We start from the raw sequence: 14658 nt of genomic DNA, 5'->3' as shown, positions 1-14658 counted from the left end.
AGGCACCTCACCCTCTCCGCCCTGCCTCCTACCGCCTCCCGGCGGTGAATCTTCTCCGGTCCCAAGGGCGCGGGGGCTTGATGAAACACCCGTGCCGGCGCGCAAGAGCTGTCAGCCTCCCAGAAAGCGCGCCCAAGTACCCGGAAGGGTCGGCGAGATACCGCTCCAAAGACTTTACGGCCCGGGGAAAGTTCCTCCGGTAAGCAGCCGTTAGGCGCTCAACCGAAGCCGGGTAAGGGTTCAGGGCATCGAGGTAAACCTCCCGGACCCCGGCTTCGCTCAGGGCACTTACCAGCCGCTCCAACACTCCGGGAGCGTCAGTTATCCCGGGAAGGACGGGCGCTACAAACGCCCACACCTCTATACCCGCAGCGGCAAGTCTTCCGGCCGCCCGCAGCCGCGCCGCCGGAGGCGCCGCTCCGGGTTCCAGCACGGCAGCCACGCCGTCGTCGGAAACAGTCACCGTAAAGCCCACGGAGCAGTTCTGGAGCTTCCCAAGCAGATCCGCGTCCCGTACCACAAGGTCGGACTTGGTGAGCAGCTCGACCTCCGCCTCCGGATCTGCCGCTGCAAGAACCTTCAAAGACTCTCTCGTAAGACCGAATTCCGCCTCCGCGGGCTGGTAGGCGTCTGTAACCGTGCCTAAGATGATCCGCCCCGAAAGTGCTTGCTTCCGCTGTAATTCACGGGTGAGGACTTGGGGAAAGTTCACCTTCGGGGCAACGAACCCGCCCCACTTTCCGGCGCGGCTCGCAAAACGGAGGATTGTGTCGGCGTAGCAGTAAAGGCACCCGTGCGCACAGCCGAAATAGGGGTTCAGGCAGTAGCGGTAGCCGCCGATGCCGGTCCGGCTAAGGGCCGTTTTGCAGTGGATCGGTTTTACAACCGCTTCGCACACCTGAATGCAGCTCCATTCGCTTAAGTTTTATTACCCTGCAAGCTGGCCATTGTAGGCCCCCTGCCCACGAACACCTTAGAGGGGGCGGGCACCACCATAGAGATCCTCCTTGTAAGTTGTTGAGCCGGTGCCCAGACCGTCGAAAATCCCGATGCAAAAATAGGCGTACGCCACGCTGCTGTTAGAGCGCGGCGTACACATTAAAGTCGTGGCCGCCCGCCTCGGGCATGCCCCGCGAAGCGTTTACCTTGGCGACCTACACTTCAGCCACACCGAGGTTAAGTCCGGGAGCCAGGGAGCTGCGCTCGATTTCTCATTGTTGTCAGATTGTTGTCAAACAGGGAAATTTGAAGGCTTCCGGGCATCCGGAAGCCTTGCCGCTCTATGGTGGGCGGAGTAGGAATTGAACCTACGACCTTCTGCGCGTCAAGCAGACGTTCTCCCACTGAACTATCCGCCCGGAACTGCTACGCAACCATTATCCCACAAAGCCAGCTCTTTGTCAAGCATACGGCGAAAGCACGCCTGGCGAAAACCGGTTCTATCCGTGAAATTTGCTCAGGGTCTTGCCGTCGGGCAGGAGGTCTTCCGGGGCGGGTTTGCCGGTCTTCTGCCGGATCTGGTAACGCTGGCACTTGGTAAAGTCGCCGGAACAATACTGGCGGATATAGATGTTTTTGAGCATCTCCGTTTTGAAGCGGTTGTAAATGGGGCACTTCTCGTAAAACTCACACGTGGCCATCCGCTCATCCCCTTTTCGAAATTTTATCGGAAATATTCGATGGCCTTCACCAAAATCCTCCTGGTATAGCCAAATTTAGAGACATACGTTCAAAACCGCGGCGCGCAGAATTCCCCGGCCGCGGGTGACGCCCTACTTCCCCCCAAAGATGAAGGGCGAACCGTAACGGTCACCCCCTACCTAAACGAAGCTAACCCGCGGTCGGAGCGGCGCTCAAACTATGCCACCTTCCGCGCCCCCTTATTCGAAATGAAGCTAACCCGCAGTTCGCCGGCCAACCCGGCTTCAGTACCATAGAACCACGCCCGCGAAGGCACAACCCAGCTTCACAACCTGGTGTTCGGTGCTTTCGACCAGCACCTCTTTCAACGGCAGCGAGCGGCAAGCGAAGGCCTCCTCAACCATCCGCACGATCTCTGCCTCCACCACGGCCCGCGAAACCCGTCCGCTGTGCTCCATGATGATGCCGTAAGAAGCAGGGTCTTCCGCCAGGCCGACGGCTACCGCCGCCGCAATGACCTCGCCGGGAACGTCGCTCGTGATGAAGCCGTAGGCTACGGGTACAAGCGCCCCCGGTGGCAATACGATACCCCTGTCCGGGCGACAGCGGGGCGGCAAAATACTGCTCACCTTGATGAGGTTGCAGTTACCGACGCCGGCCCGCAGAATGGCCTTATCGAAGGCCGTAAGCCTCGTTTCCCCTTCCGCCGTCCCGGAAACGAGCTTGAATTTAACAGGAATGGGAAGCAAGAATGACACCTCCGCTTGTCCTTTTTTGGGGATGCAAACCTGATTTATTAGTATGGGAAAGAACGCAGCGGGGTGAAAGGACTACGGCGTCGCCAGGAGTAAAACGCAGGCCTTTTTCGGGGAAAGCTATTTTTACGGAAATGTTACTGACCCGAAACGATGCGCGCCGCGAGCGCGGACCCGCGCTTGAAGGGGGCCCATTCTTGAAAAAGGCAAGTCTACTCGTGATCCTTTTGGCCTGCACCGCCGTAGCCCTTCTCTCGTGGCCGGTTGATATAGCCGTAAGGCCCGGCGCCAAACCGCGTCCTGAACCGACTAACACCGCCGCCGAAGACTGGGACTGGGAAGCGCAGGCCACCTCTTACCGGGGGCCGCTCCCCTGGGATGAAAGCCCCAGCGTTCAGGCCTTTTTGGCCGAGCGCGGCGCGCCCGTATTGATGGCGGCTTTCAAGGCGGTCCTGCGCGAACCTATCGGTGCGGAGCCCTACAACATCGCCCTCGCGGCCGAAAAGCTTTCCGGAACCGTCGTCTTACCCGGCGCGATCTTCTCCCAGAACCAGACCATCGGACCCTATACCGAAGACCGCGGCTACCGCGCCGGCCCCACCTATATAGGAAACCGGTACACCACCACCATCGGCGGCGGTGTCTGCAAGGTATCGTCTCTTCTTTACAACGTCGTTTTGCTCAGCAACCTCCGGGTGGTAGAGCGCCACCCCCATTCGATGACGGTTCCTTACGTACCCCCTGGCCAGGACGCGACCGTTTACTACGGCGTCAGAGACTTTAAGTTTCAAAACACCACCGCCGGACCGGTCGTGATCCTGGCTAAATTCAAAGACAACACGCTCTACATGGCGCTCTACGGGACGGAAAAACCACCAGAAGTCAGGTGGCACCACGCCGTCCTGAAGCGGGTGCCCACCTGGACCGAAGAGCATTTTAACCCGCAGCTCCCGCCCGGGGGGAAAAGGGTGGTCATGAAAGGCCAGGAAGGAATTGTAGTCCGTTCGTGGCTCACAATCAAAACGCCTACCGGCAAAGCGATCAAGAAAGAGCTCGGGACAGACTGGTACGAGCCCAGCCCCCGTATCGTCGAGTTCGGCCCGCGTAAAAACAGCCGCTAAAACTTCGGCTGCAAACCGACCAGCACCAGCCCCGCCACGATGAGCAGGATACCGACAACCTGATAGGCGTAAATCTGCTCACCGAGAAAGAAATGGCTCAGGACGAGCGTAACCATCGGGGAGGTGGACATGATCATCGTCACGTCGTTAAGGTTACCGATTTTAAGGGCGGAAAAATAGGCGAGATCCCCCAAAATGGTAGCCAGGAGCGCTTCGAAGGCGATAAAAAGATAGATTTTCGGGGGGAGGAGCCGGAACTCGGCTATGCCCCCGGTAAAGCCAAACCACCCGGCAAGGACGACGCCGGTGTAAAAGGTCCGGAGCGCCAGGGCCGTCAAGGGGTTGGTCTGGGCAAGGCCCAGCTTGCCGAAGAGGGGGGCGAGGCCCCAGCAAAAGGTCCCTAACAGGGCGAGTAAAAATACCAACGCGCCGTCCCTCGGATAAGAGGATGTGAGGAAGCTAATAGTTTATATGCCGCACGAAGACCCTTGAGAACCAGGGCGCCGCACCCTCTATTGCCACCGCCAGAACCGCGCGTGCCACGGAAGTCGTTCCACCTCCCGCCCGGCTACCAGCCCCACGCGTCCTAATTCCTGCCCCCGCCAGGTAAAAACTACTTCCCCCAGGGGGGTCCCAAAGCGCACCGGCGCTACCGGCGCGGCGCGCAAGGTCACCTCTTTCTGGAGAAGACCTTCTTCACCCGCAGGCAGCACCACTACCAGGGCCCGGTCGGTTACCAGGGGCACATCCGGCAGCCGCCCTTCGCGCACCCGCAGCCGGGTGTAGTACTCGCCTGCCACGCAAGCCGTCCGTTCCCGCAACACCTCCATCCCCCATGACAGGAGCCGCCGCGTATCCCAGTACCGGCCGTCACTGTGCAGCACCACGCTGATGAGGTGCCGCCCTCGTTGCGAAACGGCGGCGATGAGGCACTGCCCGGCCGCACTTGTGGTACCGGTTTTGACGCCGGTGATACCGGGAAAGTTTTCGTGGAGGAGCTGGTTCGTATTTTCTATCTGCATCGTCCGCTGCGGCGCAACCCAGTGAATGGTCGCCGCGCGTGTCTGCACCAGCCGGGCGAATTCGGGGTTACGCATCGCGTAGCGCGCGAGATAAGCAAGATCCGCCGCGGTGCTAAAGTGGCTAGGGTGCGAGTAGCCGTTGGTATTGGCGAAGCGAGTCCGCACCATCCCGAGAAGCAGCGCCTTGGCATTCATCCACCGGACAAAGGTATCGTGGTCGCCGGCCACCCCTTCCGCAATGGCCACCGTGGCGTCATTGGCCGAGCAGATGAGCGCCGCTTTTACCAATTCCCCGAGCTTGATGCGCTCGTTCGCCCGCAGGTCGATAATCGAGCCCGCCCACACCGATGCCGCCCGGCGGCTTACCGTTATTTCCTCCTCCGGGTCGGCGAGCTCAAGCGCCAGGATGGCAGTCATTACTTTCGTAAGGCTGGCCGGCGCCCGCCGTTGCTGGCCATTTTTCACGTAATAAAAAACGCCGGTGTCGGCATCCATCAGAGCGGCCGCATCCGCAGTCACCTGTGGCTGTCCCCAGGCCCAAAGTGGCCACGCCCCAGAAAATAAAAACGCAAGAATAACAACCGGTGCAAGGCGCAATTTTTCTACCACCTTCCCATAGCACCTAAAGCATATTTTCCGCCTCCGGACAATACGTAGATAAACGGAGGGAGTTTGATTTCGGAGGGATGCAAAATGCGTGTTTTCTACGTGAATCTGCGCACCCTGCGCCAGAGCCTCCTTTTGCTCCTTTATCTTCTGGCGATCGGTATCTTCTTCGCCTACGCTCTTTTGCACCAGCCTTACACCCCTACGAGCGCCACAGGCAGCCCGATCGTTTACCGGGTAAAAACCAACGAAAAAGTCGTCGCCCTCACCTTCGACATCAGCTGGGGGAACAAGACGCCGGGTCCCGTCCTCGACATCCTCAAAAAAGAAGGGGTCAAATGCACCTTCTTCCTTTCCGGCCCGTGGGTAACTAAATACCCGGAGATCGCCAAACGGATTGTCGCGGACGGTCACGAAATCGCAAGCCACGGCCACCGGCACATTAACCTGAGCCAGCTGCCCAAGGAAGAGATAAAAAACGAGATCCTTCAAGCTCACGAAAGCATCCGCGCCGTCACCGGCAAAGAGCCGCGCCTTATCCGGACACCTAATGGGGACTATGATGCCAAAGTGCTCAAAGCGGCCGCGGAGCTCGGTTATACGGTGATCCAGTGGGATGCGGACTCCCTCGACTGGAAGAATCCGGGCGAGGAAACCATCGTCAACCGCGTCTTGCAACTGGCCCGCCCGGGCAGCATCATCCTCCTGCACGCTAGCGACACCTGCCAGCAGACGGATAAAGCTCTGCCGGCAATCATCGCCGGCTTACGCGAGCGGAAGTACAAGATGGTGACGGTCTCCGAGCTCTTCAAGTACGGACCCGGCGTGGCAGAGTAAAGGGCGACCCCCGCAGTCGCCCTTTCACGCGTGATTTGCTTTCCTTCAACGCGTTTCCGGCGTCATCCGCCGGTTTATCTCCCGGAGCTCGCTTGTGAAGGCGGAGAGCGGCTTCCCTTTCGCAATCCCCTCCTGCACACGGCGAATCCGGGTGTAAGTATCCGGGTCGGTGGTCACCATTACCCGGGTGAGCCGCGGCTCGGCCCGCTTCAGCCGCGCCGCCACGTCGCGTTTGACCCGGTCTACAGCCCCTTTCTCAAGCCCCGCCTTCAGGTCGAGCCCCACGTAGGCGGTGCTGCCGGCAAGCACAACCGTAGCCTTGTTCACCCCGGGCACCCGCGCCGCTTCGCTGGCCAAGCGGCTGGCCAGCCGGCTCATCTCCCGCGGGTCGGTAGGCAGGGGTTTCCGCGCCGGTGCAGGCGTTACCGGCCGCGTAGGAGTTGCCGGGGACGGCGTCGGTTTGCGGGCCGGGGAACACCCGCCGCAGAAAAGGGCGGTTAAGACCAGCAACGTAACGATGGCAAGGTAGAACCTTCTCAGGTGCACGCTTTCCCTCCTTTCTCTGCACTATTGCTTAGTATTCCTTAACGCTCGCCCGTCATACTTCGCTGCTGCTGGAAGATGATGTTCGAAAGATAGACGAACTCTATTCCTTGAGCCTCTAACTCCGGAATCATCTCGCGGATCGCCCTGGCCGTGTTCGCCCCGGTCGTCCCCACGTGCCCGATAGCCACGGCACTGCCACGCTTTTGCGCAAGCCGCGCCGCCTCCCGGAGCTGCTCCTTAATGTAGCCGATATTGTTTACGTTGTCGAGAAAGTAATCCCGTTTCCCACAAGGGACGCCCAGCTCCGCCGCCACGTCACAAGCCACCGACCGGTCAGTAGTCCTGCTATCCAGGAAAAACATCCCGTGCGCCTTCACCGCGCGCAGTACTGCCCGCATCACCCGCGCGTCGGACGTGGCCCGGGAACCCATATGGTTGTTAATCCCTACCGCCCCCGGAACACTGGCAATCGCCCGGTGCACTCGCTGCTCAATCTCCGCGTCGCTCAAGTGAACGTAGATGGTTCCCGGACCGAGGTGGCTCGCCTTCCCCCTAAATGGCTCCATCGGCAGGTGGACCAGCACCTGATAGCCCTGCCGGACAGCCCGCTGGGCTATAGACGCGGAATCGGGGAAATTGGGCATCACCGCAAAGGTCAGCGGCTTGCCCAGCGCAAAAAAGGCCCGCGTCCCGTTCTTCGTCGCGCCGGCAAAATCGTCGATCACTATCGCCAGTTGCGCCTTGTGCCGTGGCCGAAGGCCCCCGTTGGCGAGCGCGGGCGCCGCCTCCGCCTGGAAGTAGCGGGATATACCCAAAAAAATGGCCCGCGCGAGACGCTCCTGGTAAGCAGTATCGAGCAGGCGGGCCGCTTCACTGGCGCAAGTAAGGTAACCGAGTTCCACCAACACCGCCGGCATTGCGGTCTGGTTGAGAACGTAGTAGGAAGCGGCGCGGCAAGTGCAGCCCTCCCCTCCCGCGATACCGGCCAGCTGCTCCCGGATGGCCGCCGCCAGCAACGCGCCTTTTGCCGAGCCGGGATGGTAAAAGACCTCCGCCCCCCTGCGGCGGGGGTTGGGAAAGCAGTTCGTGTGGATGCTGATGAAGGCGTCCGCTGCGGCGGCATTGGCCAGTGCCGCCCGGCGGCGGAGGCTAAAATAGGGCAGCTTCAAACCGCCGGCGCTGAGCTCCGCCGTTTCCGTGTCGTTATGAGTCAGGAGCGCCATCGCGCCGGCATCCATAAGCATGCGCTGCAGCCGCCTGGCGACGGCAAGGTTAACGTATTTTTCGTGGAGGCCCAGTTCGGGATTAACGCCCCCGGGGTCGTTCCCGCCGTGACCCGGGTCGATAACCACAACCCGCCCGCTCAACGCCGCAGCAGCAGCCCCGGCCGGCAAAGCAAAAATTGGTAGCGCGAGCAGAAGAAGAGCTGCAAGAAGGTTTACCTTACCCCGCAGAAACACAGGACCCACTCCCCTCTGCTCTTTATTGTGGGAGAGCGGGTCCAACCCTAAACAATGTAAAATTTAGTTCCCTCTATCGCCGGCGCCACCAGAAGAAGAGAATTACCCCGCAGATGAGCGCGATCAAGATGGCGAGGTCGAAGCGGTGGAACCACTCCCGGAGGAGCCCCCGGTGTTCGCCCAACTTCACCCCGAGATAGGTAAGGAAAAGACTCCAGGGCAACGATCCCAAAAATGTGTAAAGGACGAAACGCGTGAAGTTCATCCGGGCCACGCCCGCCGGAAAAGAGATGAAGGTCCGCACTACCGGCATCAAGCGGGTAAAAAAGACGGTTGCCTCGCCCCAGCGCGCAAACCAGCGGTCGGCCAGCGCGAGTTCCCGCTCCGAAATCCAGAAGTAGCGCCCGTAGCGCTCGAGAAAAGGACGCCCGCCTTTAAGGCCAATGTAGTAAGAGAGAACGGAACCAGCCGTCCCCCCGATATTCCCGGCGAGGACGGCCAGGAAGAAATTGAGCTTCCCCAAGGAAACCAGGTACCCACCGAAAGGAAGGATTACCTCGCTGGGGAGGGGGATATTGCAACTCTCGATAGCCATGCCGAGGGCGATTCCCCAGTACCCGAGAGAAGCAATATGTTCCGCAAGTTGCGCGGCAAAGGCAATGATCTTTTCGAACATCCCTTAAGAAAGGCCGAGCAGACGGCGCAGGTGGCGGTAATTAGTGGAAAGGGCCGAAACGGAAACGCCGTACTCCGCTGCCAGGCGCTGCTGGCTCAAACGCCGTCCCTCCGTCCTGGCGACCGCATAGACCACCGCCGCGGCCCAAGCCGGCGCCTTCCGCACCACCGGTTCTTCAAGGAGGCAAAACCGGTACCACAATTCGAGAGCCCGGGAAACGGTGTCGCTCCGGCCGCGCTTCTTTAAATCTTTGGCCACCAGGTGCGCCACCTCGGCATATTCCGGGCGCGCCCAGGTGAAGCCTTCGGCTCCTGCCGCCTTCCCGCCGCCCTCGCCAAGCGCAACATCGGGTTCGTTAACGCCGCTCAGAATCCGGCGCAGAAACCCTTTCCAGCCTTCGCGTCTGATCTTGTTGTTTATGAGCTCACGGAGAAGATATTCCTCAAGCAGCATGAGCAGGGCGTCGAACCGGTCACCCCAGACCCCTTCACCCTCGGCGAGGGGGTCACTCTCCCGGCTCGCGCCGAAGGCAGCCGCCCAGGCCATGATCCGGTGCGCCCGCTGCCGCAGGTAGAGCGGCCAGCCCACTTTCTTCCGCCTGCTCATCCGCCTAAAAACCGCAAAATCCTTCTTTAGCCACGAGAGGAGCGGCCCTTTCGCGTGTCCCGGCAAAGAGAGCCCCGCGGTCGAGAACTCAAACTCCTCCCCGACCCGGAGCACGCGGAGGTAAAGGATGTTCCCCACCGCCATATCCGCAGGATTCTGAAAACCACGCACGCAGAAAGTATCGCCCGTTAGAATCTCCTCGACAAGAACAACCTGCTGTCCCAGGGCCTTCACCTCGTAAAAAGTGGTGGGCGTCCTGCACCACCAGTTAAGGAGGGCCCGTTCCCGCTCGTTGAGCTGTTCGGCGGCCACCTGCCCGAAGAGTTCGAGGATCGTTTCCTCCCCGGTCACCGGAAAATCGAAGATGAACCATTCGAAGCAGCGCTCTCCCACAAACTCCTCGTCGAGCGCAAAAAGGCTCCCGCCGATCGCGCTCAGGTAGAGGTGCTGGGCCCAAATCGCCGCTTCGGTAAAAACCGGCTGCTGCGCGAAAGCCCCGAGCTTGCGCTTGAGTTCCCGCGCCGCCGCTCGCCACCGCAACTGGTCGAAGGAGACAACCTTCTGCGCGCAACACTCTTCAAAGTTGCGCCCGCTGCCACAGGGGCACTCGCGGAAAAAAGAATCCTTTATCTGGAAGACCTCCCTGCTACCCTTCGGTTTCGATTTTATAGTATATTCCCTGCCGCACTTATTTTTCCTGCACCGTCACCCATTTTTCTTCAACGTACCCCGAAGGTATTTTGTTTGGAACGCTGAAATAATAGTAGTGGCCATGAAGAACAAAAACGTAGCCCGGCGGTGGAAGGTTGCAGCGGGTAGTCTTGCTTGACGGAAACAGCTTGGCCCACAGAGCTTTTCACGCCATCCCGGCGCTCAGCACCAGAGAAGGTTTGCCCACCAACGCGGCCTACGGCTTCACCGGGATGCTTTTGAAGCTGCTTAAAGAAATCGCGCCCGACAGTGTGGTGGCGGCCTTCGACAAGGGAAGGCTCACTTTCCGTCACGCGGTCGCCGCGTCCTACAAGGCCCACCGGCCCGCAACACCGGAAGACCTCCGCCCCCAATTTCCGCTGATCAAGGAAGTCCTCCAGGCCTTCAGGATTCCGGTCCTCGAAACCGAGGGCTTCGAAGCGGACGACATCATTGGTACTCTCGTCACCCAGGCTGAAAAGGCGGGGTACTCCTGCTTCATCGTCACCGGTGATCTGGATACGCTGCAACTCGTTTCGCCGCAGACCACCGTGCTGGCCACACGCAAAGGGATCAGCGAAATCGTCCCCTACGACGAAAAGGCGGTGGTAGAACGGTACGGCGTCACCCCGCGGCAGCTTCCCGACCTGAAAGGATTAACCGGAGACGCTTCGGATAACATCCCCGGCGTGCCGGGTATCGGTCCGAAAACGGCCGCCGCGCTGCTGCGAAAGTACGGCAGCCTCGAGGAAATCTTCAACCACCTCCCGGAGCTGCCGGCGAACATCCGGAGCAAGTTGCTACCCTACAAAGACCAGGCGCTCCTTTCCAAACAACTGGCAACGATCCAGCGGGTAGTACCGCTCGACACCGACATCACCGCCTTTGCCTGGCCCGGACCAGACATGGACGAGGTTTACCGGGTTTTTCAGCGCCTTGAGTTTCGCTCCCTCCTTAAAAAGCTCCCGGAAATCAGGGGGCAGCGCACCCAAAAGGAAACGCCCGGCGCGGCGCTGCCGGCGGCCACGGAAATCGCCTTCGATCCCGCAGCGCCAGAAGCCCTCCTTGAAAAGTTGGCAGAACGTTCGGTCGCCGCCCTCGCCCTGCGGGGAAACACGCAGGGGCCGCTGGCCTGCGCCCTCTGTTTGGATCCGGAAACCGTTTTCACCGCCGCAGGCAACGCGTCTGTCGCCGCGCTCCTCAAAGTCCTCTTGGCGTTTCCGGAACTGCAGCTCACCGTTCACGACGCCAAGCAGGCCCTGCATCTTCTGCAGCCGTTGGGGCTTGGCCCGGAAAAGGTTTCCTTCGACACCATGATCGCCGCCTACCTGCTCAATCCCGCCGTTCCTAACACCTTAGACGCGGTAGCCTTCGAGCACCTAGGCACAGTCCTGCCCGCACAGAGCGGGCCACCGGAGCAGGCCCTGGCCGTTTTTCTGCTCACGCCCACCCTCGCGGCCAAGCTCCGGCTGGAGGGACAGGACTACCTTTTCCGGGAAGTCGAGCTTCCCCTGGCGGCAGTCCTGCAGGCGATGGAGGCAGCCGGGATAGCTGTCGACCGGCAGGAACTCGAAAAGATCGCGGCGGAGCTGGCCGACCAGATCAGAGAGGTCACCGGGGAGATATTCAAGCTCGCGGGCGAAGAGTTTAACCTCAACTCGCCGAAGCAGTTAGGCCGGATCCTTTTTGAAAAGTTGGGGTTGAAGCCCGTGCGGAAGACCAAAACCGGCTACGCGACGGACGCCGCGGTTCTGGAAAAGCTGTCCGGGCACAAGATCGTGGCCCGGATCCTGCAGTACCGGCAGCTCGCCAAATTCAAGAACACTTACGCCGACGCCCTGCTCCAGCTCATCAACCCGCAGACCGGGCGCCTGCATACCACCTTTTACCAGACCGTCACCGCCACCGGCCGCCTCGCTTCCGCCGAACCCAACCTGCAGAACATACCGGTGCGCGACCCTCTCGGGCGGAGGATCCGCCGCGCCTTCGTAGCCGGCCTGCCGGGGAGCCTCCTCTTAAGCGCCGACTATTCGCAGATCGAACTGAGGATTTTAGCCCACCTTGCCGGCGATGAACTCCTCACCGCTGCCTTCAAGCAGGGTGAGGATATCCACACCAGAACGGCCGCCGAGGTTTTCGGACTTGCCCCGGAAGCCGTAACCCCGGAGCTGCGCGCCCGCGCTAAGGTGGTAAATTTCGGCATCATTTACGGGATGAGCGACTACGGTCTGGCTCAGGAGCTCAAGATCGAACCAAGCGAAGCGCACCGGTACATCGAGCGCTACTTTGCCCGTTACGTAGGGGTAAAGCGCTTTATCGAAAAAACGATCCGGCAGGCGCGCGAAACCGGGTTTGTGACCACGGTGCTTGGCCGGCGGCGCTACATCCCCGAAATCCTAAGTCCCAACCGCATCCAGCGGCAGCTCGGCGAGCGGCTGGCGGTTAACACCACGATTCAGGGGAGTGCCGCCGATTTAATCAAAAAAGCGATGGTCGATATCCACCGGGAGCTGACCCGCGGCGGTTACAGCACGCGGATGGTACTCCAGGTGCACGATGAACTCCTTTTTGAAGTGCCAGCCGGCGAACTTCCCGCCGTCGCGCCGCTGATCAAGGCCAAAATGGAGCAGGCCCTGCCCTTTGCCGTACCCATTACCGTCACCTTGAAGGCAGGTCCCAACTGGCACGATCTCGAAAAAATCGAGGTGTAGCACTTGCCCGAGCTTCCCGAAGTAGAAACGATCAGGAAGCAATTAGCCGCAAAAATTACGGGTTTGACCATCACCGGCGCTACAATATACTTAGAAAAGGTAATCGCCGCGCCCGCACCGGTACGTTTCGGCGAAACGATTCGCGGGCGCGCCATCCTGGGAGTGAACCGGCGCGGCAAGTTTCTGCTCTTCGATTTGTCCGGCGGCTACCGCCTCGTCGTCCACCTCCGGATGAGCGGACAACTCGTCTACGAGACGGCGGATGGCCCGCTGCCGCGCCACACGCACCTGGTATTCCATCTCGACCGGGGACGCCTGCGGCTCACCGACCTCCGCCAGTTCGGCCGGGTCTGGCTGGTGCCGGCGGCCGGAGCAGAGGTAAAGGAACTCCGGAAGTTAGGGCCGGAGCCCTTAAGCAGTGCTTTTACCGAGGAATACTTCTTGGCGCGGCTCCAAAAGTCCCGGCGCCGGATCAAGGCGCTGCTGCTTGACCAAGAGGTAGTCGCCGGCATCGGCAACATTTACGCGGACGAAGCCCTCTACGCGGCAGGAGTCCACCCTGCGCGCCGGGCAAGCGACCTGAGCGTTCGCGAGGGAAAGGCCCTCTACCGCGCCATACGGGACGTACTGCGGGAAGGCATTGCCCACCGCGGCACCAGCATCCGGGATTACGTTGATGCCGTCGGCGAAGAAGGAAGCCACCAGCATTTTTTGAAGGTCCATAACCGGGCCGGTAGGCCCTGCCCGGAGTGCGGGACCAGGATTGAAAAGGTGAAATTAGGCGGCAGGGGAACCTATTTTTGCCCCCGCTGTCAGCCTTTATGAAGTTCAGGAGGCGCAAATGAAGGTTATCGGACTCACCGGAAATGCAGGAACAGGCAAGACAAGCGTGGCCCGCTATCTCAAAAGCCTTGGCGCCGAGGTCCTCGAAGCCGATGCGGTGGCTAAAAAGCTCACCGCCCCGGGCGAGCCGCTGCTGGGCAAGATCGTCGAAGTCTTTGGGCCGGAGTATCTCCTGCCCGACGGCAGCCTCGACCGGAAGAAAATGCGGCGGCTCATCTTTACCGACCCGAACGCCCGGCGTAAACTCGAAGAAATCACCCACCCCGCAATCACTGCCGTGATTGAAAAGTGGCTTGCGGAGTTGCGGGAGCGCCCAACACCGCCGCCGGTAGCCGTCATTGAAGCGGCCCTCCTCTTAGAGGCCGGACTCGAACGGTTAGTGGACGAAGTCTGGGTGGTCATTGCCGACCCCGACAGCGTCATCCGGCGGCTCATGGCCCGGGACGGCATCCCGCCTGAACTCGCCCAGGCCATGATCGCCGCGCAGATGCCTCAGGAGGAAAAGATCCAGCGGGCTAACCGCGTAATCGATAACAGCAGCGGCTTCAACCACACCCGCGACCAGGTGGCCTATTTTTTTAGAAAATTGGTAGAGGAGCAGAGCGAAAAGAATAGGTGACGTTACACAGGGTTTTCTTAAGCGCGGTTCTCTTGCTGCTCGTTTTACTGCTGGCCAACTGGAAGCACTTAGGTAAATATTACTATCCCCTGAAGTACCGGGAGCTTATCTTCCAGCATGCCGCGCAGAACGGACTCGACCCCTTGCTCGTAGCCGCGGTGATCAAGACCGAAAGCAACTACCGCCCCGACGCGGTTTCGGCCCGCGGCGCCGTAGGGTTGATGCAGCTGATGCCGGAAACAGCCCGGTGGGTCGCCCTTCAGGAGCAGGAAAGCTTCACTCCCGCCTGCCTCCTCGACCCGGAAACAAACATTCGCCTGGGCACACGCTACCTTTCCGGTCTATTACGCGAATTCGGCGCTCTCGTTCCCGCCCTCGCCGCCTACAACGGCGGCCGGGGGAATGTCAAGAAGTGGTTGGCCGAAGGAAAATGGACGGGAAGGGCGGCCGACCTCGACCAGATACCCTTCCCGGAAACCAGGCAGTTTATCCGGAAGACCCTCTGGGCCTACCGGGTATACCGCT

The 14658-nt window shown here is 60.5% G+C and carries 14 protein-coding genes, 1 tRNA gene and 2 pseudogenes; 6 read left to right on the top strand and 11 right to left on the bottom strand.

The genetic code is table 11. The features are described 5' to 3' along the window. Positions 1–28 precede the first annotated feature (28 nt). The 4 genes from EDD75_RS10425 to EDD75_RS10410 form a co-directional block, all read right to left on the bottom strand. Positions 29–898 (bottom strand): SPL family radical SAM protein, encoded by an 870-nt coding sequence (locus EDD75_RS10425; protein WP_123931797.1) that lies wholly within the window; start codon positions 896–898, stop codon positions 29–31. Positions 899–1283: 385 nt separating this feature from the next. Beyond that, a tRNA-Val gene (locus tag EDD75_RS10420) sits at positions 1284–1358 on the bottom strand. An 81-nt stretch (positions 1359–1439) separates the two neighbouring features. Further along, positions 1440–1640 carry a hypothetical protein gene (locus EDD75_RS10415; RefSeq protein ID WP_123931795.1) on the bottom strand — a complete coding sequence of 67 codons (201 nt, stop codon included), beginning with the start codon at positions 1638–1640 and terminating at the stop codon, positions 1440–1442. A gap of 285 nt (positions 1641–1925) precedes the next feature. After that, positions 1926–2399 carry a pyruvoyl-dependent arginine decarboxylase gene (locus EDD75_RS10410; protein WP_245963149.1) on the bottom strand — a complete coding sequence of 158 codons (474 nt, stop codon included), beginning with the start codon at positions 2397–2399 and terminating at the stop codon, positions 1926–1928. Positions 2400–2593: 194 nt separating this feature from the next. Between EDD75_RS10410 and EDD75_RS10405 the strand changes: the two genes are divergently transcribed. Next, complete coding sequence (locus EDD75_RS10405; RefSeq protein ID WP_211328173.1) at positions 2594–3517, top strand: VanW family protein; 924 nt, start codon at positions 2594–2596, stop codon at positions 3515–3517. Here EDD75_RS10405 and EDD75_RS10400 read toward each other — a convergent pair. Both EDD75_RS10400 and EDD75_RS10395 read right to left on the bottom strand, forming a co-directional pair. Continuing rightward, positions 3514–3942, bottom strand: coding sequence for an EamA family transporter (locus tag EDD75_RS10400; RefSeq protein ID WP_123931789.1), 429 nt, complete (start codon positions 3940–3942; stop codon positions 3514–3516). The genes EDD75_RS10405 and EDD75_RS10400 overlap by 4 nt on opposite strands. A gap of 87 nt (positions 3943–4029) precedes the next feature. Next, the gene (locus EDD75_RS10395) at positions 4030–5058 is read right to left on the bottom strand and encodes a D-alanyl-D-alanine carboxypeptidase family protein (RefSeq protein WP_123931787.1); all 1029 of its coding nucleotides are present in this window, start codon (positions 5056–5058) and stop codon (positions 4030–4032) included. Between the two features lie 174 nt (positions 5059–5232). On the opposite strand from EDD75_RS10395, the gene pdaB reads away from it, so the two are divergent. After that, complete coding sequence (pdaB, locus tag EDD75_RS10390) at positions 5233–5982, top strand: polysaccharide deacetylase family sporulation protein PdaB (RefSeq protein ID WP_123931785.1); 750 nt, start codon at positions 5233–5235, stop codon at positions 5980–5982. A 45-nt stretch (positions 5983–6027) separates the two neighbouring features. On the opposite strand, the gene EDD75_RS10385 is transcribed toward pdaB, so the two are convergent. The 5 genes and pseudogenes from EDD75_RS10385 to EDD75_RS11595 form a co-directional block, all read right to left on the bottom strand. Then, a complete protein-coding gene (locus EDD75_RS10385; RefSeq protein ID WP_123931783.1) occupies positions 6028–6528 on the bottom strand; it encodes a YhcN/YlaJ family sporulation lipoprotein in 501 nt (166 codons plus the stop codon). Between the two features lie 38 nt (positions 6529–6566). Further along, complete coding sequence (locus tag EDD75_RS10380) at positions 6567–7988, bottom strand: divergent polysaccharide deacetylase family protein (RefSeq protein WP_123931781.1); 1422 nt, start codon at positions 7986–7988, stop codon at positions 6567–6569. Between the two features lie 73 nt (positions 7989–8061). After that, a complete protein-coding gene (locus tag EDD75_RS10375; protein ID WP_123931779.1) occupies positions 8062–8664 on the bottom strand; it encodes a DedA family protein in 603 nt (200 codons plus the stop codon). A gap of 3 nt (positions 8665–8667) precedes the next feature. Continuing rightward, complete coding sequence (locus EDD75_RS10370; RefSeq protein WP_245963148.1) at positions 8668–9810, bottom strand: hypothetical protein; 1143 nt, start codon at positions 9808–9810, stop codon at positions 8668–8670. A 24-nt stretch (positions 9811–9834) separates the two neighbouring features. Beyond that, a pseudogene (locus tag EDD75_RS11595) lies at positions 9835–9900 on the bottom strand (SEC-C metal-binding domain-containing protein); the annotation flags it as partial. A gap of 176 nt (positions 9901–10076) precedes the next feature. Between EDD75_RS11595 and polA the strand changes: the two are divergent. The 4 genes and pseudogenes from polA to EDD75_RS11475 form a co-directional block, all read left to right on the top strand. Next, complete coding sequence (gene polA, locus EDD75_RS10365; protein ID WP_123931777.1) at positions 10077–12671, top strand: DNA polymerase I; 2595 nt, start codon at positions 10077–10079, stop codon at positions 12669–12671. A gap of 3 nt (positions 12672–12674) precedes the next feature. Beyond that, entirely contained in the window at positions 12675–13496 is an 822-nt protein-coding gene (mutM, locus tag EDD75_RS10360; RefSeq protein WP_123931775.1) for a DNA-formamidopyrimidine glycosylase, read from the top strand. A 16-nt stretch (positions 13497–13512) separates the two neighbouring features. Beyond that, the gene (coaE, locus tag EDD75_RS10355; RefSeq protein WP_123931773.1) at positions 13513–14133 is read left to right on the top strand and encodes a dephospho-CoA kinase; all 621 of its coding nucleotides are present in this window, start codon (positions 13513–13515) and stop codon (positions 14131–14133) included. Beyond that, a pseudogene (locus EDD75_RS11475) lies at positions 14130–14564 on the top strand (lytic transglycosylase domain-containing protein); the annotation flags it as partial. The gene coaE and the pseudogene EDD75_RS11475, both read left to right, overlap by 4 nt. Positions 14565–14658 lie beyond the last annotated feature (94 nt).

This window comes from Thermodesulfitimonas autotrophica, from assembly GCF_003815015.1.
Classification (GTDB): domain Bacteria; phylum Bacillota; class Desulfotomaculia; order Desulfotomaculales; family Ammonificaceae; genus Thermodesulfitimonas; species Thermodesulfitimonas autotrophica.
The sequence above is the reverse complement of the archived record's forward strand: the minus strand, read 5'-3'. Positions and strand labels throughout refer to the sequence as shown.